Source organism: Pseudomonas danubii (assembly GCF_042980055.1).
Taxonomy (GTDB): domain Bacteria; phylum Pseudomonadota; class Gammaproteobacteria; order Pseudomonadales; family Pseudomonadaceae; genus Aquipseudomonas; species Aquipseudomonas danubii.
In genome coordinates this window covers 3,058,325-3,084,357 of the sequence record NZ_CP116502.1, presented here as the reverse complement: position 1 = coordinate 3,084,357, position 26,033 = coordinate 3,058,325, and the positions used below count along the sequence as shown (strand labels likewise).

At 62.5% G+C, this 26,033-nt stretch carries 29 protein-coding genes; 4 read left to right on the top strand and 25 right to left on the bottom strand.

Annotated elements, in window-relative coordinates; all coding sequences use genetic code 11:
- Nucleotides 1-55: 55 nt before the first annotated feature.
- On the bottom strand, nt 56-505 hold the full coding sequence (locus tag PFZ56_RS14320) for a RidA family protein (RefSeq protein WP_102863988.1): 450 nt from the start codon (nt 503-505) through the stop codon (nt 56-58).
- Between the two features lie 346 nt (nt 506-851).
- On the opposite strand from PFZ56_RS14320, the gene PFZ56_RS14315 reads away from it, so the two are divergent.
- Nucleotides 852-2,060: an MFS transporter gene (locus PFZ56_RS14315; RefSeq protein ID WP_170001266.1), complete on the top strand. Its 1,209-nt coding sequence runs from the start codon at nt 852-854 to the stop codon at nt 2,058-2,060.
- Nucleotides 2,061-2,137: 77 nt separating this feature from the next.
- The gene (locus tag PFZ56_RS14310) at nt 2,138-3,022 is read left to right on the top strand and encodes a LysR family transcriptional regulator (protein ID WP_102863990.1); all 885 of its coding nucleotides are present in this window, start codon (nt 2,138-2,140) and stop codon (nt 3,020-3,022) included.
- A 10-nt stretch (nt 3,023-3,032) separates the two neighbouring features.
- Here the strand turns inward: PFZ56_RS14310 and PFZ56_RS14305 are convergent, their stop codons facing one another.
- The 11 genes from PFZ56_RS14305 to ccmA all read right to left on the bottom strand — a co-directional run bounded on the left by PFZ56_RS14305 (nt 3,033) and on the right by ccmA (nt 11,688).
- A complete protein-coding gene (locus PFZ56_RS14305; protein ID WP_170001267.1) occupies nt 3,033-4,175 on the bottom strand; it encodes a hypothetical protein in 1,143 nt (380 codons plus the stop codon).
- Nucleotides 4,176-4,313: 138 nt separating this feature from the next.
- Nucleotides 4,314-4,721, bottom strand: coding sequence for a hypothetical protein (locus PFZ56_RS14300; protein ID WP_102863992.1), 408 nt, complete (start codon nt 4,719-4,721; stop codon nt 4,314-4,316).
- Between the two features lie 14 nt (nt 4,722-4,735).
- The gene (gene ccmI / locus PFZ56_RS14295; protein WP_102863993.1) at nt 4,736-5,941 is read right to left on the bottom strand and encodes a c-type cytochrome biogenesis protein CcmI; all 1,206 of its coding nucleotides are present in this window, start codon (nt 5,939-5,941) and stop codon (nt 4,736-4,738) included.
- On the bottom strand, nt 5,934-6,407 hold the full coding sequence (locus PFZ56_RS14290) for a cytochrome c-type biogenesis protein (RefSeq protein ID WP_102863994.1): 474 nt from the start codon (nt 6,405-6,407) through the stop codon (nt 5,934-5,936). The genes ccmI and PFZ56_RS14290 overlap by 8 nt, the downstream gene beginning before the upstream one ends.
- The gene (locus tag PFZ56_RS14285) at nt 6,404-6,940 is read right to left on the bottom strand and encodes a DsbE family thiol:disulfide interchange protein (RefSeq protein ID WP_060838164.1); all 537 of its coding nucleotides are present in this window, start codon (nt 6,938-6,940) and stop codon (nt 6,404-6,406) included. The genes PFZ56_RS14290 and PFZ56_RS14285 overlap by 4 nt, the downstream gene beginning before the upstream one ends.
- Entirely contained in the window at nt 6,937-8,925 is a 1,989-nt protein-coding gene (locus PFZ56_RS14280; protein ID WP_110595165.1) for a heme lyase CcmF/NrfE family subunit, read from the bottom strand. The genes PFZ56_RS14285 and PFZ56_RS14280 overlap by 4 nt, the downstream gene beginning before the upstream one ends.
- 3 nt (nt 8,926-8,928) lie before the next feature.
- On the bottom strand, nt 8,929-9,384 hold the full coding sequence (gene ccmE, locus PFZ56_RS14275) for a cytochrome c maturation protein CcmE (protein WP_102863996.1): 456 nt from the start codon (nt 9,382-9,384) through the stop codon (nt 8,929-8,931).
- A complete protein-coding gene (gene ccmD, locus PFZ56_RS14270; RefSeq protein ID WP_011060018.1) occupies nt 9,381-9,557 on the bottom strand; it encodes a heme exporter protein CcmD in 177 nt (58 codons plus the stop codon). The genes ccmE and ccmD overlap by 4 nt, the downstream gene beginning before the upstream one ends.
- A complete protein-coding gene (locus PFZ56_RS14265) occupies nt 9,554-10,309 on the bottom strand; it encodes a heme ABC transporter permease (protein WP_102863997.1) in 756 nt (251 codons plus the stop codon). Before PFZ56_RS14265 ends, ccmD begins: the two co-directional genes overlap by 4 nt.
- A gap of 78 nt (nt 10,310-10,387) precedes the next feature.
- Nucleotides 10,388-11,056, bottom strand: a complete 669-nt coding sequence (gene ccmB, locus PFZ56_RS14260) for a heme exporter protein CcmB (RefSeq protein ID WP_102864110.1) — start codon at nt 11,054-11,056, stop codon at nt 10,388-10,390.
- Nucleotides 11,053-11,688 carry a cytochrome c biogenesis heme-transporting ATPase CcmA gene (ccmA, locus tag PFZ56_RS14255; protein WP_102878871.1) on the bottom strand — a complete coding sequence of 212 codons (636 nt, stop codon included), beginning with the start codon at nt 11,686-11,688 and terminating at the stop codon, nt 11,053-11,055. Before ccmA ends, ccmB begins: the two co-directional genes overlap by 4 nt.
- 196 nt (nt 11,689-11,884) lie before the next feature.
- On the opposite strand from ccmA, the gene PFZ56_RS14250 reads away from it, so the two are divergent.
- Both PFZ56_RS14250 and PFZ56_RS14245 read left to right on the top strand, forming a co-directional pair.
- On the top strand, nt 11,885-13,468 hold the full coding sequence (locus tag PFZ56_RS14250; RefSeq protein ID WP_102878870.1) for a flagellar hook-length control protein FliK: 1,584 nt from the start codon (nt 11,885-11,887) through the stop codon (nt 13,466-13,468).
- On the top strand, nt 13,465-13,794 hold the full coding sequence (locus tag PFZ56_RS14245) for an EscU/YscU/HrcU family type III secretion system export apparatus switch protein (protein ID WP_170001268.1): 330 nt from the start codon (nt 13,465-13,467) through the stop codon (nt 13,792-13,794). The genes PFZ56_RS14250 and PFZ56_RS14245 overlap by 4 nt, the downstream gene beginning before the upstream one ends.
- Before the next feature lie 59 nt (nt 13,795-13,853).
- Here PFZ56_RS14245 and PFZ56_RS14240 read toward each other — a convergent pair whose 3' ends face one another.
- The 13 genes from PFZ56_RS14240 to flhF all read right to left on the bottom strand — a co-directional run bounded on the left by PFZ56_RS14240 (nt 13,854) and on the right by flhF (nt 26,033).
- The gene (locus tag PFZ56_RS14240; protein ID WP_102864001.1) at nt 13,854-14,246 is read right to left on the bottom strand and encodes a DUF2802 domain-containing protein; all 393 of its coding nucleotides are present in this window, start codon (nt 14,244-14,246) and stop codon (nt 13,854-13,856) included.
- A complete protein-coding gene (locus PFZ56_RS14235) occupies nt 14,247-14,729 on the bottom strand; it encodes a chemotaxis protein CheW (RefSeq protein WP_011060011.1) in 483 nt (160 codons plus the stop codon).
- A gap of 79 nt (nt 14,730-14,808) precedes the next feature.
- On the bottom strand, nt 14,809-15,693 hold the full coding sequence (locus PFZ56_RS14230; protein WP_170001269.1) for a CheW domain-containing protein: 885 nt from the start codon (nt 15,691-15,693) through the stop codon (nt 14,809-14,811).
- 84 nt (nt 15,694-15,777) lie between these two features.
- Nucleotides 15,778-16,566, bottom strand: a complete 789-nt coding sequence (locus tag PFZ56_RS14225) for a ParA family protein (protein WP_102864003.1) — start codon at nt 16,564-16,566, stop codon at nt 15,778-15,780.
- A gap of 50 nt (nt 16,567-16,616) precedes the next feature.
- The gene (gene motD, locus PFZ56_RS14220; protein ID WP_371826159.1) at nt 16,617-17,504 is read right to left on the bottom strand and encodes a flagellar motor protein MotD; all 888 of its coding nucleotides are present in this window, start codon (nt 17,502-17,504) and stop codon (nt 16,617-16,619) included.
- Nucleotides 17,504-18,244, bottom strand: a complete 741-nt coding sequence (locus PFZ56_RS14215; protein ID WP_102864005.1) for a flagellar motor protein — start codon at nt 18,242-18,244, stop codon at nt 17,504-17,506. The genes motD and PFZ56_RS14215 overlap by 1 nt, the downstream gene beginning before the upstream one ends.
- Complete coding sequence (locus PFZ56_RS14210; protein ID WP_102878867.1) at nt 18,244-19,359, bottom strand: chemotaxis response regulator protein-glutamate methylesterase; 1,116 nt, start codon at nt 19,357-19,359, stop codon at nt 18,244-18,246. The genes PFZ56_RS14215 and PFZ56_RS14210 overlap by 1 nt, the downstream gene beginning before the upstream one ends.
- A 47-nt stretch (nt 19,360-19,406) precedes the next feature.
- Nucleotides 19,407-21,656: a chemotaxis protein CheA gene (locus PFZ56_RS14205; protein ID WP_170001271.1), complete on the bottom strand. Its 2,250-nt coding sequence runs from the start codon at nt 21,654-21,656 to the stop codon at nt 19,407-19,409.
- Nucleotides 21,657-21,668: 12 nt separating this feature from the next.
- Nucleotides 21,669-22,457 (bottom strand): protein phosphatase CheZ, encoded by a 789-nt coding sequence (locus tag PFZ56_RS14200; protein WP_102864008.1) that lies wholly within the window; start codon nt 22,455-22,457, stop codon nt 21,669-21,671.
- A gap of 30 nt (nt 22,458-22,487) precedes the next feature.
- The gene (locus PFZ56_RS14195; protein ID WP_003183998.1) at nt 22,488-22,859 is read right to left on the bottom strand and encodes a chemotaxis response regulator CheY; all 372 of its coding nucleotides are present in this window, start codon (nt 22,857-22,859) and stop codon (nt 22,488-22,490) included.
- Nucleotides 22,860-23,024: 165 nt separating this feature from the next.
- Entirely contained in the window at nt 23,025-23,765 is a 741-nt protein-coding gene (fliA, locus tag PFZ56_RS14190) for an RNA polymerase sigma factor FliA (RefSeq protein WP_011060003.1), read from the bottom strand.
- Nucleotides 23,762-24,592 (bottom strand): flagellar synthesis regulator FleN, encoded by an 831-nt coding sequence (gene fleN, locus PFZ56_RS14185; protein ID WP_016963180.1) that lies wholly within the window; start codon nt 24,590-24,592, stop codon nt 23,762-23,764. Before fleN ends, fliA begins: the two co-directional genes overlap by 4 nt.
- Before the next feature lie 118 nt (nt 24,593-24,710).
- Nucleotides 24,711-26,033, bottom strand: coding sequence for a flagellar biosynthesis protein FlhF (flhF, locus tag PFZ56_RS14180; RefSeq protein WP_102864009.1), 1,323 nt, complete (start codon nt 26,031-26,033; stop codon nt 24,711-24,713).

The window sequence follows — 26,033 nt, the reverse complement described above, 5'->3', positions numbered from 1 at the left end:
CCCGATAAAAAAAGCGACCGTGAAGGTCGCTTTTTTTATGCCGCCGATCAGGGAGTCACAGAGCCCGCGCCGAACTGAACTGCGCGGCTTCGGCTGCCTGATAACGCTCATCCAGCACCGCCTCCGCCTCGACTTCGATCAACCACTCCGGCAACGACAGCCCGCTGACGATGATCCATGAGGACGCCGGTGGCTGGCTGGCAAAACGCTCGAGCAATACCGCGCTGATGTGCTCCTGCTGATCCCGCGCCGCTTCGGCGATGTAGATCCGCAACATCACCACATCCGCCAGTTGGCCTCCCGCCTCGGCCAGGACCTTCTCGATATTGTCGAAGGCCTGCTCGGTCTGCTGCCGCAGGCCCGGCCCTACGGTGCGCTCCTGCTCATCCACACCCACCTGACCGGACAGCAGCAGGCGTCGACCGCCGCGCACCTCCACCGCCTGGCTGAAACCGTATTGCAGGGAATTGAACACACTGGCTGGGTTGAACGTTGACTTTTCCATAAGGGACTCCCACCGCACTGAACGACCGGAAACCCTAAACCAAGGCCTCAGCGACTTCCACTGCAAGCGCAGCGCAGCAACATTTGGCAACGCAAGCTTCAGCGCGGGGTTGCCAGCCTTGAGCAGGCTGCCCCCAGGGCCCTGAAGACCATGAGCATGCTATCGAACAAGATGTAAGTAAATGTATCATCAGGCCTCGGCAGCGGCACGCCCCGGCCATCTCCAGAGCCTCATGACTCAGAGATTTATTCCCAACAGGAATGAATGCTATCGCCCCGCCCTCTCTACTGCGTTACTGCGCGGTCTCTTAACCTCGTTCCATCCTTTCGCCGCCAAGAGAAACCTGATGACTTCCACGACCCAGGTGCTGCCCGCCAGCAACGTGACAATGACCCGAGGCATGGTGCTGCTGTTCGCCTTCTGCTGCGGCGCCATCGTCGCCAACATCTACTACGCACAACCGATCATCGAGCTGATCGCCCCGGACCTGGGCCTGTCCAGCTCCCTGGCCAGCCTGATCGTGTCCCTGACCCAGATCGGCTATGCCCTGGGCCTGTTCTTCCTGGTGCCCCTGGGAGACCTGCTGGAAAACCGTCGGTTGATGATCACCACCACCCTGGTGGCCATCGCCAGCCTGCTGGGGGCTGCGTATACCCAGCAGCCCAACGCCTTCCTCCTGGTATCGCTGCTGATCGGCTTCAGCTCGGTGTCGGTCCAGATCCTCATTCCCCTGGCTGCGCACCTGGCCCCGGAGGAGTCCCGAGGACGAGTGGTGGGCGGCATCATGGGCGGCCTGCTGCTGGGGATTCTCCTGGCCCGCCCGGTGTCCAGCGTGGTGACCGATCTCTTCGGCTGGCGCGCAATGTTCATCGCCGCCGCCGTGCTGATGGCCGCCATCAGCCTGGTATTGATGCTGACCATACCCAAGCGCCAGCCGGCCCACAGCGCCACCTACGGCCAACTGCTGCGCTCCCTGGGCGGCCTGCTGCGCCAGCAGCCGGTCCTGCGCCAGCGAGCCTTCTACCAGGGCTGCATGTTCGCCACCTTCAGCCTGTTCTGGACCGCCGCGCCCCTGGAACTGGCACGACATCACGGCCTGTCACAAAGCCAGATTGCGATCTTTGCCCTGGTGGGCGCCATCGGCGCCATCGCCGCCCCCATCAGCGGACGTCTCGCGGATGCCGGCCATACCCGCATCGCCTCGCTGCTGGCCATGCTCCTGGCAGCCCTGAGCTTTATCCCGACACTGATCCATCCCGCCTATAGCGTCATCGGCCTGGCAGTGACCGGGGTGGTCCTGGATTTCTGTGTGCAGATGAACATGGTGCTCGGCCAACGGGCGGTGTATGCCCTGGACGCCCACAGTCGCAGTCGCCTCAACGCGCTGTACATGACCAGCATCTTCATCGGTGGCGCCTTCGGCTCGTCGATTGCCAGTGCGGTGTACGAACACGGCGGCTGGCTGGGAGTGGTGCTGGTGGGCAGTGGGTTTCCACTGCTGGCCCTGCTGCGCTTCCTGCTGGTGGCGGACAACCGCCGCGCGGCCAGCGCCTAGGCCGTGCGCCCAGGACTCGGTGAACGTTTTGGCGCACACTCCCCGATTCCCCCTTCTCAACCCAGCAAGGACAACCGATGGACCGCCTGGCCGCGATGGAAACCTTTGTACATGTGGTGGAAAGCGGCTCCTTCTCCGCTGCCGCCCGGCGTCTGAACCTGGGTCAGCCCGCCGTATCGAAAAGCATCGCCCAACTGGAGGCCTATCTGCAGGTGCGGCTGTTGCTGCGCTCCACCCGCGGCCTGAGCCCCACCGAAGCCGGCCTGGCCTTCTTCGAACGGGCCAAACGCACCCTGGAGGAAGCCAGCGAAGCGGAAAATGCCGCCCGGGGCTCGGCCTCCCAGTTGCGTGGCACCTTGCGCATCTGTGCGGCGGTGACCTTCGCCCGCCTGCATATCATTCCTCACCTGGGGCCCTTTCTAGAGCAGCACCCCGAGTTGCAGATCGACGTGGTGATGGATGATCACACCATCAATCTGGTGGAGGCGGGAGTCGATGTCGCCCTGCGCATGGGCAGCCTCGCCGACTCGACCCTCATCGCCCGCCAGATCGCCGAGTGCCCGCGCCTGCTGCTGGCCACTCCCGAGTACTTCGCCGAGCACGGCGAGCCGCAGCATCCCGGTGAACTGACCGGGCATCAAGCGGTGATCTATAGCCGGGGGCCCGGCAATCTCTGGCACTTTTCCCAAGGCGACGACGAGCAACGGGTAAGTGTCAGTGGCAGGGTTCGAGTGAATGCCGCAGAAGGCTTGCGCGAATCGGTACTGGCCCATCAGGGGCTGGCAATGGCCTCGCAATGGATGTTTGCCCCGGAGCTGGCCAAGGGCGCGGTCAAGGCCGTGCTCACGGATTGGCAACTGCCCCGGCAGCAGCTGTGGGCGGTGTTTCCCGGCGGGCGCCTGGTGAGTGCCAAGGCCCGGGCGTTCGTGGATTATGTGGAGCAGTTGCTGGAGCGTCTGTGAAACCCCGGCCTCAGATCCGCTCGCGCACCAGCACTTCGATATTCGCCGCCTCACCCCAGCGCCGCAGCCGGTCGATCAGGCTCAGGTCGGTTTCACCCACCAGATACAGGACGTCGATGGTCTGGATCGCGGCCCACTGGACGAACTCACTGCTGTCGAACTCGCCAAGACTGGCGAGCTGGAACTCGTTCTCGTAGAAACCTGGGATCACCGGGACCGGGGTGTCCTGGGGGCTGGCTCCGGCAATGAACGGGCAGGACAGGTGCACCACGCCCCATTGCGCCACACGCCAGTTCCTCAGGGCTTCGTCCAGGCGCGCGCGGGCACCGCGGACAAAGCCCAGGCCGTCGATCACTACCCGCCGGTTGACGATCAGCCACAACTTGCGCCGGCGCGGCGCCTTGAGCAGTACCTCGCCGGTCACCTTGGACGCCCGCAGCGCCAGGGCGATCACCAGCAGCAAAGGTGCGCAGTAGCCATAGAGCCTCTCGGTCTGACTGGCCTCGGTCAGGCCATGCAGACGGTGTACCTCGGCCCGCTGGTGCTCCAGCTCACCGAAGGTGTCCCCCAGACGCTGCAGCCATTGCTGCACCAGCGGCGCTGAATACTCACCACGAAGGTCGCCCAGGGCCTGCTGCACCTTGATCACGGCCAAAGCCGACAGACGCCCATCGGCAGAACGCTCCAATGTGCCAAAGCGTTCGCACAGATTGCTGACCTGGGCGGCATCCTGGGGCTCATGCAGCTCCAGCGCCGCCTTGCAGTGAGCGCTGCCGAGCATGTCGTCGATCTCGGCCAGCACTCTGCGCTGCGCTGCGTCCCGGGCACTTTGTGCCAGTTGGTAGTCGCTCTGGAACCAGTCCACCCGCACTGCCTGGGTGGCGCTGATCAGGGCCAGGGCAGCCAGCAGCAACCAGCCGTAGTCGACTTTCTTCCAGCCGACCTCCCCCAAGCGGAAAACCGAGATCAGGCTCCAGCAGAAGAAGTAGTACATGAAAGCGAAGGCCACCAGCAGGTACACCGGTGCCAGGGACAGATAGATCAGCTCCGGCACGTCCGCCGGCCCCAGGCCGTACAACAGCAACAGGACGCAGACCACGGCCAGCCAGAACACCATCGGCGCGACATAGGGTTTGTTCAGGTCTTTCTTCATCGGGCGCTCAACGGCTGATACTCAGGAACACCCCGCTGTATCGGCCAGCCTGGGCAGGGCTTAAATAATCCGCTGACCATGGCAAGGCCGGCGCCGGCTCTGGCCCGCGCCTGTGCAGTCAGTCAATGGTGTTGGAAATTACTGGAACTGACGCCCCAGCCCTGCGGGTACACCATGGATGTCGGTGTCTTCCCAAGGACCGTCGGGGCTGATGGAGCGGCTCCAGCCGTTGTTCCAACGGTAATAGGTGCGTTGGCGATAGAAGGTGTTGCTCTGGTTATCCAGCACATAGACCCCCAGCCGCGCATCCCAGTGGCTGTGCCCGCCGGGTGGCGGAGCAAAGCTGGCGGAGGTGCGTGGCAGGGGCTTGGCGGCGGGAATCGGCGCCCCGGGCTTGCCTGGCGCGGGAGCCGTAGACGGGGCCGGGCGCGTGCTCGGCCCCGCAGGCGGGATGGGTTCAGAGGAGGTCGGCGCCGGCCGGTGGACCGTACAAGCACTCAACCCCAGGACCAGTGACAACAGGGTGATACGAGCGATGGCGGTCATGGCGGCTTCTCTGATTATTGATCCGGACTGTCGATGGTCAGCTGTTGCGCGGCCGTGGTGCTGCTGGGCAGGGGCTGGCTCTGCCCGATCCACTCACCGGCCGTTGGCTGGCCGGCACGGGAAATGCGCGCAACCAATTGGACTTCAGGGAAGTTCGACAGTTTCAACTGCGGCATCATCGCGTCGCTATCCCCCAGCTCCACAGTGGCCGGCAGGTCGGCGACGGTCAGGCGCTTGGCCGCCAACGGCGCGGGCGGGCCCTGGGTCGCACGGGCGAAGATGAATACGCTGTCACCCGGCTGGACCTTGGCCTTGAGCTCCGCCGCCAGATCGACCCGGACCTTGAGCAAGGCGCCCTTGGCCTTGACCGCAGGCTCGGCCGCGACCTTGCCACCGGCTGCCAGCAGTTTCTCGCTGGCGCGATCAATGCCTCCCTGCAGCGCGGCACGGGAATTGTCCTGCGGCGGCAGTTGCGCCTGCAGGCGCTTCCAGTAATCGATGGCCTCCTGGAAACGCCCGCCTTCGAAAGCGGCGATACCCAGCAACCCGAGACTGGTGACTTCGTTGGGATCGGCCTTCAACGCTTCATCGGTCAAGCCCTGGACCTTGTCCGACCATTGCTTGTTATCGGCGAAGTACTGAGCCTGGGCCCACTGCCCCAACAGCTCGGGCTGGCGTCCGGCCAGGGCCACGGTACGCTCGAAGATCTTCGCCGCGTCCGCTGGACGGTCCTGGGCCATGTAGGTACGCCCAAGGAAGTACAGGCCCTCGGCAGAATCCGGCTGGGCCGCCACTGCGCGCTCCAGGCGCCGGGTCATTTCTTCCATGGACTGCGGCGCCTGGGCGAACTCCCGGGTCAGCTCGACCTTGTCGCTGGCACCAAAATGCAGGTACAGACCCAAGCCCAGCACCGGCACCAGCAGCGCCGCCAGCAGCGGCAGCGGTTTGCCCAGACGCGAGGTCCGCACTGGGCCGCTGCCTTCGGTGTCCGCCAAGAGTTCCCGGGCCGCTTCCGCACGCCCCGCGTCCATCTGCTCGGCACTGAGCACGCCTTGCGCTTGCTGGCCATGCAGCTCGGCCACGCGCTCTTCATAAAGCGCCACGTTCAGCGCGGTACGATCCTCCTCACGTTGGGCACGACGCTCACGCAATACCGGGATCAACAGGAAACTCAGGGCGATCAGGAGCAGCAGACCTGCTGCAAGCCAGAAATCAATCATGGGGGGTTTTATCCAGCAGTTGGTCGAGGCGCTGACGCTCTTCGACGGAAAGCGTGTTCGGGCTGTCGCTGCGCTCGACGCGACGACGCCGGACTATCACGGCAATGATCACCAACCCGCCCAGCAACAGGCCGGCAGGACCGAACCAGAGCAAGGCGGTCTTGCCGGTCAGGGCCGGCTTGTAACGCACGAAGTCACCGTAGCGATCCACCATGAAGTCGATGATCTGCTGATTGTCCTTGCCCTCGCCGAGCATGCGGAAAATCTCCTTGCGCAGGTCGGCGGCAATCGGTGCATTGGAATCGGCGATGTCCTGGTTCTGGCACTTGGGGCAGCGCAGTTCCTTGGTCAGCTCGCGAAACCTTTCGCGGTCGGTGTCATTGGCGAACTGGTAGGTATCAATGGCAGCGTGGGCCACGCCAGCGATGCTCAGGCCCAGGATGGCGGCAGCTAACCAGCGCTTCATGGCTTGGCCTCGTCGACCAGGGCCTGGTACTTGGCCGCCAGCTGTTCGCGCCACACCACTTCGTCGATCACCCCGACGAACTTGTCACGGATGATGCCCTTGGCATCGATGAAGAAGGTTTCCGGAGCGCCGTAGACACCCAGATTCAGCCCCAGGGAGCCCTCCTCGTCACGCACATCCAGCAGGTAGGGATTGTGGAACTCGGCCAGCCACTTCAGGGCGTCGGCATTGACGTCCTTGTAGTTGATGCCGTAGATCACCACGCCCTTCTCGGCCAGCTTGTTCAGCACCGGATGCTCGACCCGGCAGGAAATGCACCAGGTGCCCCAGACGTTGACCAAAGCCGGCTTGCCCAGCAGGTCCGCGCGGGTCAGGGTCTTGTCGCCCTGCACCGACGGCAGGGAGAACTCCGGGAACGGCTTGCCGATCATCGCCGACGGCAGCTCGGCCGGGTCCAGATACAACCCGCGATAGAGGAACACCGCCACCACCAGGAACACCGCCAGGGGCAACATCATCATCCAGCGTCTCATGCGGCGGCTCCTGTCATGCCCAGCGCTTCGCGCACGCGGCTTTTAACCTTGACCCGATAACGCCGATCCATCGCCGCCAGCAAGCCACCGAACCCGGTGAGCAGGCCGCCGAACCAGATCCAGCGCACGAACGGCTTGACGTGTACCCGCACCGCCCAGGCGCCATCACCCAGGGATTCGCCCAGGGCGACATACAGGTCACGGGTGAAACCGGCATCGATGCCGGCTTCGGTCATCATCGAGCTCTGCACGGTGTACAGGCGTTTTTCCGGGTGCAGCACCGCCACTTCCTTGCCGTTGCGCACCACACGCACAGTGCCCTTGTCGGAAGTGAAGTTCGGCCCTTCGAAATGCTTGGCGCCTTCGAAGATGAACTGATAACCGGCCAGTTCCATGGACTCGCCTGGCTCCAGGCGCAGGTCGCGCTCGGCGCTGTTCTGGCTCGACAGCACCACGCCCAGGGCGCAGATCGCAATGCCCAGGTGCGCCAGCTGCATGCCCCAATAACTGCGAGTCAGGCTTGGCAGGCCCTTGATCAGGCCCTTGTGGCGGGTCTTGTCGAAGATGTCACGCACCCCGGCCAGCAGCACCCAGGCCGCCAGCAAGAAGGTCGCCAGCACCGCCCAGTTGAAGTCGCCGTAGGCAATGCCGGCCACCACGGCCAGGGCCACGCTGCCCAGCAGCACCGGACCGAGCATGCCCAGCAGCCATTTCACCGGGGTGTCTTTCCAGCGCACCAGCACACCCACCGCCATCACCACCATCAGCAGGGCCATCAGCGGAATGAACAGCGCATTGAAATACGGCGGGCCCACCGACAGTTTGGCCCCGGTCAGGGCATCCAGCACCAGCGGATACAGGGTGCCCAGCAGGATCATCGAGGACGCCACCACCAGCACCAGGTTGTTGCCCAACAGCAGGGTTTCCCGGGACCACAGGTTGAAGCCCACATGGCTCTTGACCACCGGCGCTCGCAGGGCAAACAGGGTCAGGGAGCCCCCCACCACGAACAGCAGGAAGATCAGGATGAACACGCCGCGCTCAGGGTCCGAGGCGAAGGCGTGCACTGAAGTCAGGACCCCGGAGCGCACCAGGAAGGTCCCCAGCAGGCTCAGGGAAAAAGCGGCAATGGCCAGCAGCACGGTCCAGCTCTTGAATACACCGCGCTTTTCCGTCACTGCCAGGGAGTGGATCAAGGCCGTACCCACCAGCCAGGGCATGAAGGAAGCGTTTTCCACCGGGTCCCAGAACCACCAGCCGCCCCAGCCCAGTTCGTAGTAGGCCCACCAGGAGCCCAGGGTGATACCGATGCCGAGGAAGGCCCAGGCGACAATGGTCCAGGGCCGCGACCAACGCGCCCAGGCAGCGTCCAGGCGACCGCCGAGCAGCGCGGCGATGGCAAAGGCGAAGGCTACCGAGAAACCGACATAGCCCATGTACAGCATGGGCGGGTGGACGATCAGGCCGATGTCCTGCAACAGCGGGTTGAGGTCGCGACCGTCCGCCGGCACTTGGGGCAGGATCCGCGAAAACGGGTTGGAGGTCATGATCAGGAACAGCAGGAAGCCGGTGCTGATCATGCCCATCACCGCCAGCACCCGGGCCAGCATCACTTGCGGCAACTGGCGCGAGAACACCGATACGGCGAAGGTCCAGCCTCCGAGGATCAGCGCCCAGAGCAGCAGCGAACCTTCGTGGGCGCCCCACACGGCGCTGAACTTGTAGTACCAGGGCAAGGCGCTGTTGGAGTTGCTGGCGACATAGGCCACCGAGAAATCGTCACTCATGAAGGCGTAGGTCAGGCAGCCGAAAGCGAATACCAGGAACGCAAACTGGCCCCAGGCTGCTGGCTGGGCCAAGCTCATCCACAGGCGGTCGCCGCGCCAGGCGCCCAGCAATGGCACCACGGCCTGGACCAGGGCAAAGCACAGGGCGAGGATCATCGCCAGATGACCGAGTTCGGGAACGAACAGTGCGGAACTCATGGCTTAACCCTCTTTCGCTGGTGTCGGTGCCGACTGGCCGCTGTCTTGCAACGCCTTGGTGACTTCCGGCGGCATGTATTTCTCGTCGTGCTTGGCCAGCACTTCATCGGCCACCACCACGCCATCGGCGTTGAGCTTGCCCAGGGCGACGATGCCCTGCCCTTCGCGGAACAGGTCCGGAAGAATGCCGCGGTAGGTGATGGTCACTGATTTGTTGAAGTCGGTGACCACGAATTTCACGTCCAGGGAGTCGGCGGAACGTTGCAGGGAGCCGGCCTCGACCATGCCGCCAGCGCGAATTCGCGTGTCCAGCGGTGCTTCACCATTGGCAATTTGGGTCGGGGTGTAGAACAGGTTGATGTTTTCCTTCAGCGCGCTGAGGGCCAGGCCGACGGCAATGCCGACGCCCACCAGGATCGCCAGGATGATCAAAAGACGCTTTTTACGCAGCGGATTCACTTACCGTTCTCCCGGCGCAGACGACGCGCCTCTTGTTGCAGATAACGCTTGCGCGCCAGGATCGGCGCCACCAGCTCACGAGCCAGGACGACCAGGCAAATGCCATAGGCCGACCAGACGTAGAGGCCGTGATGGCCCATGGCGAGAAAATCGCTGAAGGATGCAAAGCTCATTGTGCGGTCTCCAGGCTGCGTTGGACTTCGGCCTTGACCCAACTGGTGCGGGCTTCGCGCTTGAGCACCTCAAGGCGCATGCGCAGCAACAGCAGCACGCCAAAGAAACAATAGAAACCCAAGGACGTCAGCAGCAGCGGCAGCCACATTTCCACCGGCATGGCGGGCTTTTCGGTGAGGGTGAAAGTCGCCCCCTGGTGCAGGGTATTCCACCACTCCACCGAGTATTTGATGATCGGGATATTCACCACGCCGACAATCGCCAGCACCGCGCAGGCCTTGGCGGCGCTGTCACGATTGCTGATGGCGGCATTGAGCGCAATCAGACCTGCGTACAGAAACAGCAGGATCAGCATCGACGTTAGTCGCGCATCCCAGACCCACCAGGAACCCCAGGTCGGCTTGCCCCAGATCGCCCCGGTTACCAGGGCCAGGAAGGTGATCGAATGCCCGATGGGCGCCGCGCATTGCAGGGCAACGTCGGCCAGTTTCATTTTCCACACCAGCCCGACCACACCGCACACGGCCAGCATGACGTAGCAGGACTGGGCCAGCATCGCCATTGGCACATGGATATAGATGATGCGAAAGCTGTTGCCCTGCTGGTAATCCGGTGGCGCAAAGGCCAGGCCCCAGACCACGCCGATACCGATCAGCAACACGGCGGCGACGCTCAGCCAGGGCAGCAGCTTGCCGCTGATGCCGTAAAACCATTTAGGCGAGCCGAGCTTATGAAACCAAGTCCAGTTCATTCATTGCTTCCATCACGGTTGCTCTTCGCTCTCACGAACAGCCAGGGTCTTTACTGGTCAAAAAACAACCAGACCTCATTATTCGCCGACGCTGATCTTCAGGCCAGCAGCTATTGCAAAGGGTGTAAGGGTTACTGCCAGGGCGGTCAGGCTCCCAAGCCACAGCAGATAACCTGTCGCCGGCATGCCCTGCAGTGCCGCCTGCAGGGCGCCACTGCCGAGAATCAATACCGGGATGTACAGAGGCAGGATCAGTAACGCCAGCAGCAAGCCTCCACGCTTCAACCCCACCGTCAGTGCTGCGCCCACTGCGCCCAGCAGGCTCAGCACCGGAGTGCCCAGCATCAATGAAGCCAGCAACACCGGCAGGCAGGCGGCAGGCAAGCCGAGCATCAAGGCCAGCAAGGGTGCAAGCAATACCAGTGCCAGGCCGGAAAAGGCCCAGTGTGCCAGTACCTTGGCCAAAACCAGAAGAGGCAGGGGGTGCGACGAAAGGACCCACTGTTCAAGGGATCCGTCCTCGAAATCACTGCGAAAAAGCCCGTCCAGCGAGAGCAGGACGGACAATAAGGCCGCTACCCAGACCAGCCCGGGAGACAAGGTTTGCAACAGATTTGTCTCAGGTCCCACGGCCAATGGGAACAGTGCAACGACGATGGCGAAGAACACCAGGGGATTGGCCAGCTCCGCCGGGCGTCGGAACAGCAAGCGCGCTTCACGGGCCAGCAATTGGGCAAAGACGCTCATGCCGCCCACCGCCCCAGATCCAGATCGCGGTAGCCGGACGGCATACGGGTCAGCGTGTGGTGAGTGGTCAGGACCACCATGCCGCCACGTTCACAATGATTGGCCAGGTGCTCCTCGAGCTGGGCCACCCCCTGTTTGTCCAGGGCGGTAAAGGGTTCGTCGAGGATCCACAGCGGCGGGCCGTCCAGATACAACCGGGCCAAGGCCACACGACGCTGCTGGCCGGCGGACAGGGTGTGACAGGCAACGTCCTCGAAGCCGCGCAGGCCGACGGCCGCCAGAGCCTGCCAGATAGCGTCGCGCGTTGCCGGCTGGTGCAAGGCACAGAGCCAGTTGAGGTTTTCCTCGGGGGTCAGGACATCCTTGATTCCGGCGGCATGGCCAATCCACAGCAGGTTGCGCGCCAGTTCGGCGCGCTGGGCATGCAAGGGCTGGCCATTGAGCAGCACCTGACCGCTGGTGGGTTGCATCAGGCCGGCGAGCAAACGCAGCAGGCTGGTCTTGCCACTGCCGTTGGGGCCACTGATCTGCACCATGTCTCCGCCGGTCAGACGCAACTCCAGGTGTTCAAACAGCATCCGCCAGTCGCGCTCACAGGCGAGTGCTACGGCTTCGAGAAGAGGGCTGGTCAAGGGATGGTGGGCCTTTACGGGTTCAAGTCGGCAGTGGAGCGGCCGTTAAAGGGATGCAGGATAAATGCATTGGCGGCCTGTTCTAGAGAGCTGCGTCAAACATTTGCAATGTTTTCCCCACTCCCCCAAAGACGGGCGGCATTATACATGCGAAGCCCTACTCTCAAGAGGGCTAATTTCCACAGGTTGTGTCCGAATGACTGGCGAAATAAACATCCTGCCACTACCCCAGGCGCCGGCTCCCGGCCCCTCGCGCCCTCAGCCGATCAGCGGCGAACTGCTCAAGCTGGTGCCGCCACTGGAAGGCTTGATTGCCGCCGGTCAGAGCGCCAAGGCTGAAGTGCTGTCGCTCAAGCAGACCGACCAGACCTTCCAGCTGTTGCTCAAGGTGACCCTAGACAACGGCCGGCAAACCACCGTGCAAGCCACCAGCAGCCAACCCTTGCCCCAGGGCACCAGCCTGGCGGTGATCCAACCTTCGGCCGGCAACCTGGCGATCACCGTGCAGCAGGCCATTGCCTCCAGCGTCGCCGCCCTGACGCGCCTGGATACCAGCCAACTGCCCGCCGGCACCCTGCTCCAGGGCAAGGTGCTGACTACCCAGCTCCTGCCCCAGGGCAGCAATCAGCCGGCGATCTACCGTTCCCTGGTGAGCCTGCTCAACACCGCGCAAAGTGGCGCCACCTTGAGCATCGACAGCCCGCAGCCGCTGCGTATCGGCAGCCTGCTCAGCGCCCAGGTCGCGGATGCACAGACCCTGAACTTCGTCCCTCTAGGCAACCGCCAGGAACAACTGGCCATCGCCGCACAACTGGCCAGCCAGCAAAGCCGCCAGGGTTCCCTGAACGGACTGATCAACCTTCTGCAGAACCTGCCCGCCGACAGCGAACTGGCCACTTCCTCCGCCGACCTGCGGGCCGCCGTGGAGCGCTTGCTGGCCGGTCTGCCGGACCATCAGCAGTTGAGCACCTCGCGCGGCGTGGCCCAGGCTCTGCTGGGCAGCGGCCTGTTTCTGGAAGCCAAGCTGCTGGCCGGCACCAATCCCGGTCAGACGCCAGACCTGAAGGGCGACCTGCTGCGCCTGATCGCCCAGTTGACCCCGGGGCTGCCCTCCTCCAGCAGCTTCAATGCAATCATCGCCGCCAACACCCTGGCGCAATCGCTGCCGAGCTTCGTGCGCAGCGCCCTGGGCACCCTCGGCCAGGTCAGCGCCAAGACCTCACCCAGCGGCTTCCCGCTGCCGGCACGGCTGCTGCAAAGCCTGGAGGGCGAAGGCGATCTGGAACACTTGCTGCGCCTGGCCGCCGCTGCGGTATCACGCCTGCAGAGCCATCAACTGGCGAGCCTGGAACAAAGCGGCCAGACCGACGATGGCCGGCAACTGACCACCTGGCAGCTGGAAATTCCCATGCGCAACCTGCAGGACATCGTGCCCTTGCAGGTCAAAATGCAGCGCGAAGAAGCGCCGGAACCTGAGCCGCAACAAAAACGTGAAGAGCGAGAATCCAAGCAGGCCTTGTGGCGGCTCGATCTGGCCTTCGACCTGGAGCCCCTGGGCCCGCTGCAGGTCCAGGCTCAACTGATTCAAGGTCGGCTGTCCAGCCAGCTGTGGGCCGAACGCCCCTACACCGCGAGCCTGATCGAAAGCCACCTGGGCAACCTGCGCGAACGCCTGCTGGCTTCAGGGCTGGATGTCGGTGACCTGGACTGCCACCTGGGCATCCCGCCCCAGGGCCCGCAAACCCGATTGGAACAACGCTGGGTCGACGAAACCGCATGAAGCACACACCTCCTCCACGCCAGGCCATTGCCCTCAAGTACGACGGCCAGCAAGCCCCGGCCCTGACCGCCAAGGGTGACGATGAACTGGCCGAAGCCATCCTGAAGATCGCCCGGGACTATGAAGTGCCGATCTATGAGAACGCCGAGCTGGTGAAGCTGTTGGCGCGCCTGGAGTTGGGCGAGAGCATTCCACCGGAGCTGTACCGGACCATCGCCGAAATCATCGCCTTCGCCTGGAACCTCAAGGGCAAGTTTCCGGCCGGGCATGATCCGCATCAGGTGGAACTGGAGAAAGACATCACCGAGCGCGGTGACGATTATTGAAGAGAAGCCGCGGCAAGCGCTGAGTCGCAAGCCTCCCTCGGGAAGCTTGCGACTTGTGGCTAGCCTTTGTGCAGCTTGCTGACCAGCTCCGCCTCGGCCTGGGTCAGGCCGCAGGACTGGGTCAGCTCGTCGACACTGGCGCCCATGCCCACCAAGCGCGCGGCCTGGGCGAAGGACAGGCTGGAGGGGTCACGCTGCTCCAGTTGGGCCAGTTTGTCCGGCAACGGCGCCACCACCGCTCGCAGCTCGTGCAGATCCTCGCCCATGCGCACCGTACCGCTCTGGTAATGATCGACGCGCTTGGCCAGCTCCTTGATCCGCTGGTCGCGCACGGCATCGCCTTCGGCCTGCTGGGCAGCGATCTGCCGCTGATTGCGGGTGTACGAAAGGAATAGCGCCACAGTGGCGACCCAAAGGATCGCCAGGACAATCACCGCTACCTCGAGGATCAATCAGATACTCTCCAGTTCCGACCATTCCTCTTCGCTCATCATCTTGTCCAGTTCAACCAGAATCAGCAGTTCGCCGTTCTTGTTGCAGACACCCTGAATGAACTTGGCCGACTCTTCGTTACCGACATTCGGCGCGGTCTCGACTTCCGACTGACGCAGGTAAACCACTTCCGCCACGCTGTCGACCATGATCCCGACCACTTGCTTGTCGGCTTCGATGATGACGATCCGGGTGTTGTCGTTGACTTCGGTCGGCACCAGGCCGAAACGCTGACGGGTGTCGATCACGGTGACCACATTGCCCCGCAGGTTGATGATCCCCAGCACATAGCTGGGAGCACCCGGTACCGGAGCGATCTCGGTGTAGCGCAGGACTTCCTGGACGCGCATCACGTTGATGCCGTAGGACTCGTTATCCAGCTTGAAGGTGACCCATTGCAGGATCGGATCTTCGGAACCCTGTGCAGACGACGACTTATTCATACCCTGACCCCTCAAAAAACCGTTGAAAACGGCGTGTGTTCTGTGTGGCCACGTCCGACGGACGTAGCCTGTTGTTGGTTTACTTCGGCTTGTGGGCCGCTTGACTGATAGCCATCTGCTTGGCGCCACCGGTGGCAATCAACTCGGCCAGTTCAGCAACGTCAAGCAAGGCGCACATATGCTCAATCACCGTGCCGGCCAGCCACGGACGCTGGCCACGATGACTGCGCCACTTGATTTCGTTGGGGTCCAGGCGCAGGGAGCGACTGACCTGATGCACTGCCAGCCCCCACTCGTAGCCCTGGACCGAGATCACATACTGCAAGCCCTGGCGAAAATCATCACGGTAGCGATCCGGCATGACCCAGCGAGCGGTATCCAGGACTTTCAGATTACCGGCCTGGCTCGGCAGGATGCCGAGGAACCATTCCGGCTGGCCGAACAGCGGTGTCAGTTCCTGCCCTGCCAGGGAGTAGATCGACCCCAGGCACACCAACGGCACTGCCAGGGTCAGGCCGGCGACATCGAACAACAGGCACTCGAAAGGTTCGGCCGCCCAGCTGGGACGGTCGCTACCGGAAACCGGAGGCGGTGTATTGTTCGGCGGCAGATGAACTTCCACCAGTGGCGGCACCAGGGCCTGGAGCATCGGCACCACCGGCGAGATCGAGCTCGGCAAGGGTTCCGGCGCCTCCATTACCGCAGGTGCAGGTGCAGCGTCCCGGACAGCAGGTGCCGCCTGGTGCTGGGCCTGTGCGTCCCGCGCCTGCTCTTCCAACACTGCAGCCTGGAACTCATCCAGCACTTCGCTGGAAGCCGGGGACATTACCGGCGGGACCGGCGGAGCAACCTGGACCGGAGGCTCCGGTAGCTGTTCCTCTTCGGTAGCATCCTGCAGCAAAGCGTCCAGGTACGACTGCAGCGCCAGCTGAGGCCGGCTCTTGATATCCAGAGGACGGTTCATGAGGATGCCCACGCAAAAACCCCGGTACAGTGATCTGTAGGGGTTATCGGCCGAGCGGTCGAGTGACTTGAATAGCGCTTCACGTCAAGCCACCTGCGCCACGAGTTGTTGGGCCAGCAGATGCTTGAGCAAGGCCTTGTAGGCCAGTACACCGCGGCTCTTGCCATCGAACTGAGATGGTGTGACCCCTGCCCGGCTGGCATCCCGCAAGCGGGTATCCACCGGGATATAGCCCTGCCAGATTTCGTCGGGAAACTTGTCCCGCAGAATGCGCAGAGTACCCAGGGAAGCCTGGGTCCGGCGGTCGAACAGGGTCGGCACAATGGTGAACGGCAGCGGCTGCTTGCGCGAGCGATTGACCATCGCCAGGGTGTTGACCATGCGCTCCAGCCCCTTGACCGCCAAGTGCTCGGTCTGCACCGGGATCACCAGCTGCTGGCTGGCCGCCAGGGCGTTGACCATCAACACACCGAGCAGCGGCGGGCTGTCGATCACCGCGTAATCGAAGTCCTGCCACAGCTGTGCCAGGCTCTTGGCGATCACCAGGCCCAAACCACTCTGCCCCGGTGACTGACGCTCAAGGGTGGCCAGGGCGGTGCTCGACGGCAACAGCGAAATGCGCTCATGGCTGGTGCCCAGCAACAACTGGCCCGGCAGGTCCTGGGGCACATTGCCCTTGTGCAGGAACAGGTCGTAGCTGCTGTGCTCCAGGCTGTCCGGGTCATAGCCGAAGTAGCTGGTCATGGAACCGTGGGGGTCGAGATCGACCACGACCACGCGCTTGCCCGCCTCGGCCAGCAAACCGGCTAAAGCGATGGAACTGGTGGTTTTACCGACACCACCCTTTTGATTGGCAACTGCCCAGACTCTCATTCGGTTTGTTCCTCCCGCCCGGCCACAGCGGGGCGAGACATAGCGCTAAGTTATAAAGCGGGTGACGGAGAATTGACGGCGCTTCCCTGTACCGGCGTTTTCACTGGGGTTGGTGCAGTTTGTGTGCCAGCACGCTTGAGTGCCGCATCCGGTGTCGCGTTGGCGGTTCCGGTACCGGTCAGGCTGCGACGCACATCCAGGTTGCGCGATACCACCAGCACCACCCGGCGATTGCGTGCCCGGCCTTCGGCGGTGGCATTGTTGGCCACCGGCTGGAACTCGCCATACCCCACCGAAGCCATTCGCGCGGGGTTCACCCCCTGCATCGCCAGCATCCGCACGATGCTCGCCGAGCGGGCCGAAGACAACTCCCAGTTGGTCGGGTACTGCGCGGTCTGGATCGGCAGGTTGTCGGTGAAGCCTTCGACATGAATCGGGTTGTCGAAGGGTTTGAGGATCTTCGCCACCTTGTCGATGATGGTGAACGCCTGATCGCTGGGCATGGCATCGCCGCTGCCGAACAACAGGCTGGAGTTGAGTTCGATCTCCACCCACAACTCATTGCCACGCACGGTCATCTGGTTGGAGCTGATCAGGTCGCCAAAAGCGGCGCTGATGTCATCGGCGATGCTTTTCAGCGGATCACTGCCACCGGAAATGCCGGCGTCGGTCTGTTCGCTGTCCTTGACCAGCGGCTTGGCCGGGGTCACGGTCTTGGGCCGCTCGTCACCGATGGGAATCGGCTTGAGACTGCGATCGGAGTCGGTGAAGACCCCGATCAAGGCTTCGGAAATCACCTTGTACTTGCCCTCGTTGATCGAGGAGATGGAGTACATGACCACGAAAAACGCGAACAGCAAGGTGATGAAGTCGGCGTAGGAAACCAACCAGCGTTCGTGGTTGACGTGTTCTTCTTGCTGGCGACGACGAGCCATAATCAGTCCATGAAGCCTTGCAGCTTCAACTCGATGGAGCGAGGGTTTTCGCCTTCGGCAATCGACAGAATGCCTTCGAGCAACATTTCCCGGTAACGGGACTGGCGCAAGGCAATGGCCTTGAGCTTGGCCGCGATCGGCAACAGCACCAGGTTGGCGCTAGCCACCCCGTAGATAGTGGCGACGAAGGCCACGGCGATACCACTGCCCAACTGCGACGGGTCCGCCAGGTTGCCCATCACGTGGATCAGGCCCATCACCGCACCGATGATGCCGATGGTCGGCGCATAGCCGCCCATGCTTTCGAAGACCTTGGCAGCCTCGATATCGCGGCTTTCCTGGGTATAGAAGTCCACTTCAAGGATGCTGCGGATGGCTTCCGGCTCGGCACCATCGACCAACAGCTGCAAGCCTTTGCGCGAATAGGTGTCAGGCTCGGCGTCCGCCACGCCTTCCAGGCCCAGCAGGCCCTCCTTGCGTGCGGTCAGGCTCCAGTTGACCACCCGATCGATGCCCCCGGGCAGGTCCACCCGAGGCGGAAACAGAATCCACACCAGGATCTGCATGGCTCGCTTGAAGGCACTCAACGGCGACTGCAGCAAGGCCGCGCCGATGGTCCCGCCGAGCACGATCAGTGCCGCCGGGCCATTGGCCAGGGCCGACAGGTGCCCCCCTTCCAGGTAGTTGCCGCCAATGATGGCGACAAACGCCATGATGATCCCGATAAGGCTGAGCACATCCATCAGAGACAGGCCTCGACCAGATGCCGGCCGATGTCGTCCAGGCTGTACACCGCGTCCGCCAGATTGGCTTTGACGATGGCCATGGGCATGCCGTAAATCACGCAGCTGGCTTCATCCTGGGCCCAGACCGCGCTGCCGCCCTGCTTGAGCAGACGCGCGCCTTCACGACCGTCAGCGCCCATACCGGTCAGAACCACCGCCAGAACTTTGTCGCTGTAGGATTTGGCTGCAGAGCCGAAGGTGATGTCCACGCACGGCTTGTAGTTCAGGCGCTCGTCGCCAGGAAGAATCTTCACCGCGCCACGACCGTCGATCATCATCTGCTTGCCGCCCGGCGCCAGCAGCGCCAGGCCTGGACGCAGTATGTCGCCATCCTCCGCTTCCTTGACGCTGATCCGGCACAGCTTGTCCAAACGCTCGGCAAAGGCCTTGGTGAAGGCCGCGGGCATATGCTGAATCAGCACGATAGGTGCCGGGAAGTTGGCCGGCAGTTGGGTCAGGACCCGCTGCAGCGCCACCGGGCCACCGGTGGAAGTACCGATCGCCACCAGCTTGTAGGCCTTGCGCTTGGGCGCCGGCGATGCCGGGCCGGCAGCCGGTGCAGGAGCACGGACTGGAGCAGGCGCAGGCGCCGGACGACTGCCGCCAAAACTCGACGGCGCCGGAGCCGGTGCAACCGGTTGCGGCGCCGGGGCGCTGTAGCTGCTGAAACGGCGATTACTGCGCGAAATGCTGTGGACTTTCTCGCACAGCAGTTGCTTGACCTTCTCGGGATTGCGCGAGATGTCTTCGAAATTCTTCGGCAGGAAATCCACAGCCCCGGCATCCAGCGCATCGAGGGTCACTCGAGCGCCTTCGTGGGTCAGGGAAGAGAACATCAGGACCGGCGTCGGGCAGCGCTGCATGATATGCCGCACTGCGGTGATGCCATCCATCATCGGCATCTCGTAGTCCATGGTGATCACGTCCGGCTTGAGGGCCAGGGCCTGATCGATCGCCTCTTTACCATTGGTCGCCGTACCGACGACCTGGATATTCGAATCCGCTGAAAGAATTTCCGAGACGCGGCGGCGGAAAAAACCCGAATCGTCCACCACCAGGACTTTGACTGCCATAAACACTCCGTTAGGTGGGGCGAGGCCAACCGCCCCTCCCCGCCGAATCAAATACGCCGTGCGGCGTAACGCTTGAGCATGCTCGGAACATCGAGAATCAGAGCGATGCGGCCGTCACCGGTAATGGTGGCGCCGGACATGCCCGGGGTTCCCTGAAGCATTTTGCCCAAGGGCTTGATGACCACTTCTTCCTGGCCGACCAGTTGATCGACGACAAAGCCGATCCGCTGGGTGCCCACCGAAAGGATCACTACGTGGCCTTCACGCTGCTCTTCATGAGCGGCGGAACTGACCAGCCAGCGCTTGAGGTAGAACAGGGGCAACGCCTTGTCACGCACGATCACCACTTCCTGGCCATCCACCACATTGGTGCGGGACAGATCGAGGTGGAAAATCTCGTTGACGTTGACCAGAGGGAAAGCGAACGCCTGGTTGCCCAGCATCACCATCAGGGTCGGCATGATCGCCAGGGTCAACGGCACCTTGATGACGATCTTCGAGCCCTGGCCCTTGGTCGAGTAGATGTTGATCGAGCCATTGAGCTGGGAAATCTTGGTCTTCACCACGTCCATGCCCACACCACGGCCGGAGACGTCGGAGATCTCGGTCTTGGTGGAGAAGCCCGGGGCGAAGATCAGGTTGTAGCACTCGGTGTCGCTCAGGCGGTCGGCCGCGTCCTTGTCCATCACGCCGCGCTTGACGGCAATGGCTCGCAGAACGTTGGGGTCCATGCCCTTGCCGTCGTCGGAAATCGACAGGAGGATGTGATCACCTTCCTGCTCCGCCGCCAGCACCACTTTGCCGCCGCGGGCCTTGCCCGAGGCTTCGCGCTCTTCCGGCGACTCGATGCCATGGTCCACCGCGTTGCGCACCAAGTGCACCAGCGGATCGGCCAGGGCCTCGACCAGGTTCTTGTCGAGGTCGGTTTCTTCCCCCACCAGCTCCAGGTTGATCTCTTTCTTGAGCTGTCGGGCCAAGTCGCGAACCAGACGCGGGAAGCGCCCGAACACCTTCTTGATCGGCTGCATGCGGGTCTTCATCACCGCGGTCTGCAGGTCGGCCGTCACCACGTCCAGGTTCGACACGGCCTTGGACATGGCTTCGTCGCCGCTGTTGAGCCCCAGGCGCACCAGACGGTTACGCACCAGAACCAGCTCGCCCACCATGTTCATGATTTCGTCCAGGCGCGCGGTATCGACCCGCACCGTGGTTTCTGCTTCGCTGGCAGGCTTTTCCGCTGGTGGCGCAGCTGCGGCACGAGCCGGTGCCGGCGCTGCAGCCGCTGCCGGTTTTGGCGCCTCGGCCTTGGCTTCGGGCTTCTTCGCCACGGGCTTGGCGACGGCGGTGCTGGTTGCAGCAGCCGCTGCCGGTTTGGCCGCACCCGGAGCTTCAGAGAACTTGCCCTTGCCGTGCAGCTCATCGAGCAGGGATTCGAATTCGTGATCGGTGATCAGGTCGCTGCCGGCTGCGGCGGCGCTTGGCGCCGGCGCGGCAGGCACCGCGGCCACTGCTGACTCCAGTGCGTCCACGGCAAAGTTGCCCTTGCCATGCAACTGGTCCAGCAGGGCTTCGAATTCGTCATCGGTGATTTCGTCGCCCGCCGCGGCAGCACCAGCGGCAGCAGGAGGCGCTGCGGTGGCTACGGCATCGGGTGCGAACTGCCCCTTGCCATGCAGTTGGTCCAGCAGGGACTCAAACTCAGCATCGGTGATCTCGTCGCTGGCGGGCTCGCCCTCGGCCACCGGTGCGGCAGCAGGTGCGGCTTCGGCGTCGGCCTTGGCGGCATTCAGCGAGTCGAGCAAGAGTTCGAATTCGTTATCGGTGATGTCCCCTGACGGAGCCTGCGCTTCAGGCTCGACAACGGCTTCGGCCACTTCTTCAACCACCGGCGCTGCAGGTTCGGCACCGGCAGGCTCAGCCAGGCGCGCCAAGGCGGCCAGCAGCTCTGGTGTCGCGGCAGTAATTTCGGTGCGCTCACGGACCTGGCCAAACATGCCGTTCACCGCGTCCAGAGCCTCAAGCACCACGTCCATCAGTTCCGAGTCGACCCGCCGCTCACCCTTGCGCAGGATGTCGAAGACGTTCTCGGCGATGTGACAGCACTCCACCAGCTCATTGAGCTGGAGGAAGCCGGCGCCCCCTTTAACAGTGTGAAAACCGCGAAAAATTGCATTGAGCAAGTCCGCATCATCTGGCCGGCTTTCCAGCTCGACCAGTTGTTCGGACAGTTGCTCTAGAATCTCGCCGGCCTCAACCAGGAAATCCTGAAGGATCTCTTCATCGGCGCCGAAGCTCATTAATGGGTGCTCCTAGAATCCAAGGCTGGAAAGCAAATCGTCTACATCGTCCTGACCGGACATAACGTCTTCCCGTTTATCGGCATGAATCTGCGGACCTTCACCCTTGGCGAGATGTTTTTGCGGATCTTTTTCAGCGAGGATCGATTCACGGTCATGTTCGATGCCAGCGAAACGATCGACCTGACTGGCCATCAAGACGAGTTTGAGCAGATTGCTTTCGACTTCCGTGACCAACTGGGTCACACGCTTGATCACCTGACCGGTCAGGTCCTGGTAATCCTGCGCCAGCAGAATGTCGTTGAGGTGGCCCGAGACGGTGCGGGTTTCCTGCTCGCTACGCGTCAGAAAACTGTCGACCCGGCGTGCCAGTTCGCGAAACTCTTCAGCGCCGACCTCGCGCCGCATAAAGCGCCCCCAGTCTGCGCTCAAGGCCTGGGCTTCAGTGCTCAGGCCATTGACCAACGGAGTGCTGATCTCTACCAGATCCATGGTGCGGTTGGCGGCGGCTTCCGTGAGCCGGACCACATAGGACAGGCGCTCAGTGGCATCCGTGATCTGTGAAACTTCCTCGGCTTGCGGCATGTGCGGGTCAATCTGGAAATTGACGATCGCGCTATGCAGCTCGCGGGTGAGCTTGCCCACTTCCTGATACAGGCCGCGGTCACGGGTCTGATTGAGCTCATGGATCAATTGCACCGCTTCGCCAAACCTGCCCTTTTCAAGGCTTTCGACCAGTTCCAGCGCATGTTTTTTCAGGGTCGACTCAAAGTCGCCCAGTGAAGATTCGTTATGCTCCATAGCTCCCCCGTGGCGGAATGGCTACGTACATCAACCGATGCGTTCGAAGATCTTTTCGATCTTCTCTTTCAACGCCTGAGCCGTGAATGGTTTGACGACATAGCCGTTTACGCCGGCCTGGGCCGCTTCGATGATCTGCTCGCGCTTGGCTTCAGCAGTCACCATCAATACCGGCAGGTGCTTGAGTTTTTCATCGGCACGCACGTGGCGCAGCAGGTCGATACCGGTCATGCCCGGCATGTTCCAGTCCGTTACCAGAAAGTCGATGCTCCCGCTGTTGAGTACCGGAATGGCGGTAGTGCCATCGTCGGCCTCGACCGTGTTGGTGAAACCCAGATCACGCAACAGGTTTTTTATGATCCGCCGCATCGTTGAAAAGTCATCAACGATGAGGATTTTCATGTTCTTGTCCAATTCGACCTCCAAGCAGTCTTAAACGCATCCAGCACCTGAACGCGCCATTCAATCAATTCGGCATAACACACAACGACTGCATGGAGCACATACTGCAAGACCGGTGCAGCGCTTGCTTCACCGGTCCTGATCGCAGTGTCCCCACACTGCCTGTCAGCGCGCTCGCCACTCCCCCAAACGCCCCCGCAAGCGGGCTGCGCACTGGCTGTGTAACTGGCTGACCCGCGACTCGCTGACCCCCAGGACCTCACCGATTTCCTTGAGGTTCAGCTCTTCGTCGTAGTACAGCGCCAACACCAGTCGCTCGCGCTCCGGCAAATTGGCAATCGCATCCGCCAACGCAGCCTGGAAGCGTTCATCCTCCAGGTCCCGTGACGGCTCGAGATGAGCACTGGCGCCATCCTCATGCAGCCCTTCATGTTCGCCGTCCTGCAACAGATCGTCGAAACTGAACAGGCGACTGCCCAAGGTGTCGTTCAAAATCCCGTAATAATCGTCGAGACTCAATTGAAGTTCGGCCGCAACTTCGTGATCTTTAGCGTCGCGACCGGTTTTAGCTTCAATTGCGCGAATGGCATCACTGACCATGCGCGTATTACGGTGCACCGAACGCGGTGCCCAATCGCCTTTGCGAACCTCGTCGAGCATCGCCCCGCGGATACGGATACCCGCGTAGGTTTCGAAACTCGCCCCCTTGCTCGCGTCGTACTTGGTCGACACTTCGAGCAAACCGATCATTCCGGCCTGAATCAGGTCTTCCACCTGAACACTGGCCGGCAACCGCGCCAGCAGGTGATAGGCAATACGCTTGACCAGTGGCGCGTAGCGCTCGATCAATTCGTATTGGCTGTCACGTGCCGACTTCTTGTAGAGGTTGTAGCCGCTGGCAGTCATAGCACCGGTCCCGCTGTTTGATGCACTAGGCGCTCGACAAAAAACTCCAGATGCCCGCGTGGGTTCGCCGGCAACGGCCAGGTATCGACTTTTTGCGCGATGGCCTTGAACGCCAATGCACACTTCGAACGAGGAAAGGCTTCATAGACCGCACGCTGCTTTTGCACGGCCTTGCGTACGCTTTCGTCGTAGGGAACTGCGCCGACGTATTGTAAGGCCACGTCCAGGAAACGATCCGTGACCTTGGTCAATTTTGCAAACAGGTTGCGCCCTTCCTGAGGGCTCTGGGCCATGTTGGCCAAGACCCGGAAACGGTTCATGCCGTAGTCGCGGTTGAGCAACTTGATCAGCGCGTAGGCGTCGGTGATGGAGGTCGGTTCGTCGCAGACCACCAGCAACACTTCCTGGGCAGCGCGGACGAAACTGACTACCGAGTCACCAATGCCCGCAGCGGTGTCAATCACCAGCACATCGAGATTGTCGCCGATGTCGCTGAAGGCCTGGATCAGGCCCGCATGCTGGGCAGGACTCAGGTGCACCATGCTTTGGGTGCCCGAGGCGGCCGGAACGATGCGAATGCCGCCAGGCCCCTGGAGCAGCACGTCGCGCAGCTCACAGCGCCCTTCGATGACATCCGCCAGGGTGCGTTTGGGGGTCAGACCCAGTAGGACATCGACGTTGGCCAGTCCCAGATCGGCGTCCAGCAGCAAGACCCGCCGACCGAGCTCAGCCAGAGCCAGGGACAAGTTCACTGACACATTAGTCTTGCCGACGCCACCTTTGCCGCCGGTCACCGCAATCACCTGTACGGGATGCATGCTGCCCATGTTCTTTCTTTACCTTGTCTTACTTAGACGGGGCCACATAACTGGCTGCGCGTTCACCATTGGAACAATGCATGGCAGACCATCGATGTAGATACACTGCAATCTATTCATGTCTACCTCAGCCGACCCGCTTGGTCGGGCTGTGATAGAGGTCAGCGAACATGTCGGCCATGGCTTCTTCGCTGGGTTCTTCCTGCATCTGCACACTGACAGCACGACTCACCAACTGGTGACGGCGAGGCAGATGCAAATCGTCGGGAATCCGTGGGCCATCGGTGAGATAGGCCACTGGCAATTCGTGACTGATGGCCAGGCTCAAGACCTCGCCAAGACTAGCTGTTTCATCCAGTTTCGTGAGGATGCAACCGGCCAGACCGCAGCGCTTGTAGCTGTGGTAGGCAGCCGTCAGCACCTGCTTCTGGCTGGTGGTGGCCAGCACCAGGTAATTCTTCGCCCGAATCCCACGACCGGCCAGGCTTTCCAGTTGCATGCGCAACGCCGGGTCGCTGGCTTGCAGGCCGGCGGTGTCGATCAACACCACGCGCTTGCGCAGCAGCGGGTCCAGGGCTTGAGCCAGGGACTGACCAGGATCGACATGGGTCACCGACACATTAAGGATGCGCCCCAGGGTCTTGAGCTGCTCCTGGGCGCCAATACGGAAGCTGTCCATGCTCACCAGGGCAATGTTCTGTGCGCCGTACTTGAGTACATAGCGCGCTGCCAGCTTGGCCAGGGTGGTGGTCTTGCCCATGCCGGCAGGACCGACCATGGCAATCACCCCCCCTTCTTCGAGTGGCTCGACTTCCGGGGTCTGGATCATCCGCGCCAGGTGCGCCAGCAACATGCGCCAGGCCTGGCGGGGCTCGTCGATTTCGCTGATCAGTGCCAGCAGGTCGCGCGCCAGCGGGCCGGACAGGCCGATGCGCTGCAGGCGACGCCAGAGGTTGGCCTGCTCCGGGCGGCTGCCCTGCAACTGGCTCCAGGCCAGGGAGCCCAACTGCACTTCCAGCAGCTCACGCAGACCGTTGAGTTCGAAACGCATGGAGTCCAAGGCCCGGTTATCGGGCGCCGGAGCAACAGGAGCCGGGGCCGGACGCGGACGTTCGGTCAGGGTCGGCTCGATCAGCGGCTCGGCGGCAGTCAACGGCAGACCGGCGAACAACTGGCGATTGGTGATCGAGGCACTGTCGCCCTCGCCCCGCAGGCTCAGTTCGGCCTGGGCGGTGACGATACGCGACTGGGTCTTGCGCAACTCGTCTTCAAGTTCCATGTTCGGAACCCGCGGCGACAAGGCTGACAACTTGTAATCCAGGGCAGCCGTCAACTCGACGCCCCCGGCAATCCGCCGGTTGCCGATAATGGCGGCTTCAGCGCCCAACTCATCACGAACCAGTTTCATGGCCTGACGCATATCGGCGGCGAAAAAACGCTTAACTTGCAT

Bases quoted from the DNA above. Each gene is read 5' to 3' on its own strand.
- PFZ56_RS14305 (WP_170001267.1), bottom strand. From the start codon at position 4,175: ATGAAGAAAGACCTGAACAAACCCTATGTCGCGCCGATGGTGTTCTGG.
- PFZ56_RS14215 (WP_102864005.1), bottom strand. From the start codon at position 18,244: ATGGATGTGCTCAGCCTTATCGGGATCATCATGGCGTTTGTCGCCATC.
- PFZ56_RS14210 (WP_102878867.1), bottom strand. From the start codon at position 19,359: ATGGCAGTCAAAGTCCTGGTGGTGGACGATTCGGGTTTTTTCCGCCGC.
- PFZ56_RS14280 (WP_110595165.1), bottom strand. From the start codon at position 8,925: ATGAGTTCCGCACTGTTCGTTCCCGAACTCGGTCATCTGGCGATGATC.
- fleN (WP_016963180.1), bottom strand. From the start codon at position 24,592: ATGGGCAGCATGCATCCCGTACAGGTGATTGCGGTGACCGGCGGCAAA.
- ccmD (WP_011060018.1), bottom strand. From the start codon at position 9,557: ATGAGCTTTGCATCCTTCAGCGATTTTCTCGCCATGGGCCATCACGGC.
- PFZ56_RS14195 (WP_003183998.1), bottom strand. From the start codon at position 22,859: ATGAAAATCCTCATCGTTGATGACTTTTCAACGATGCGGCGGATCATA.
- PFZ56_RS14285 (WP_060838164.1), bottom strand. From the start codon at position 6,940: ATGAGACGCTGGATGATGATGTTGCCCCTGGCGGTGTTCCTGGTGGTG.
- flhF (WP_102864009.1), bottom strand. From the start codon at position 26,033: ATGCAAGTTAAGCGTTTTTTCGCCGCCGATATGCGTCAGGCCATGAAA.
- PFZ56_RS14250 (WP_102878870.1), top strand. From the start codon at position 11,885: ATGACTGGCGAAATAAACATCCTGCCACTACCCCAGGCGCCGGCTCCC.
- fliA (WP_011060003.1), bottom strand. From the start codon at position 23,765: ATGACTGCCAGCGGCTACAACCTCTACAAGAAGTCGGCACGTGACAGC.
- PFZ56_RS14320 (WP_102863988.1), bottom strand. From the start codon at position 505: ATGGAAAAGTCAACGTTCAACCCAGCCAGTGTGTTCAATTCCCTGCAA.
- ccmI (WP_102863993.1), bottom strand. From the start codon at position 5,941: ATGATTGATTTCTGGCTTGCAGCAGGTCTGCTGCTCCTGATCGCCCTG.
- PFZ56_RS14230 (WP_170001269.1), bottom strand. From the start codon at position 15,693: ATGAACCGTCCTCTGGATATCAAGAGCCGGCCTCAGCTGGCGCTGCAG.
- ccmB (WP_102864110.1), bottom strand. From the start codon at position 11,056: ATGAGCGTCTTTGCCCAATTGCTGGCCCGTGAAGCGCGCTTGCTGTTC.
- PFZ56_RS14290 (WP_102863994.1), bottom strand. From the start codon at position 6,407: ATGAAGCGCTGGTTAGCTGCCGCCATCCTGGGCCTGAGCATCGCTGGC.
- PFZ56_RS14310 (WP_102863990.1), top strand. From the start codon at position 2,138: ATGGACCGCCTGGCCGCGATGGAAACCTTTGTACATGTGGTGGAAAGC.
- PFZ56_RS14225 (WP_102864003.1), bottom strand. From the start codon at position 16,566: ATGAGAGTCTGGGCAGTTGCCAATCAAAAGGGTGGTGTCGGTAAAACC.
- PFZ56_RS14205 (WP_170001271.1), bottom strand. From the start codon at position 21,656: ATGAGCTTCGGCGCCGATGAAGAGATCCTTCAGGATTTCCTGGTTGAG.
- PFZ56_RS14300 (WP_102863992.1), bottom strand. From the start codon at position 4,721: ATGACCGCCATCGCTCGTATCACCCTGTTGTCACTGGTCCTGGGGTTG.
- PFZ56_RS14265 (WP_102863997.1), bottom strand. From the start codon at position 10,309: ATGAACTGGACTTGGTTTCATAAGCTCGGCTCGCCTAAATGGTTTTAC.
- PFZ56_RS14200 (WP_102864008.1), bottom strand. From the start codon at position 22,457: ATGGAGCATAACGAATCTTCACTGGGCGACTTTGAGTCGACCCTGAAA.
- PFZ56_RS14245 (WP_170001268.1), top strand. From the start codon at position 13,465: ATGAAGCACACACCTCCTCCACGCCAGGCCATTGCCCTCAAGTACGAC.
- PFZ56_RS14315 (WP_170001266.1), top strand. From the start codon at position 852: ATGACTTCCACGACCCAGGTGCTGCCCGCCAGCAACGTGACAATGACC.
- PFZ56_RS14235 (WP_011060011.1), bottom strand. From the start codon at position 14,729: ATGAATAAGTCGTCGTCTGCACAGGGTTCCGAAGATCCGATCCTGCAA.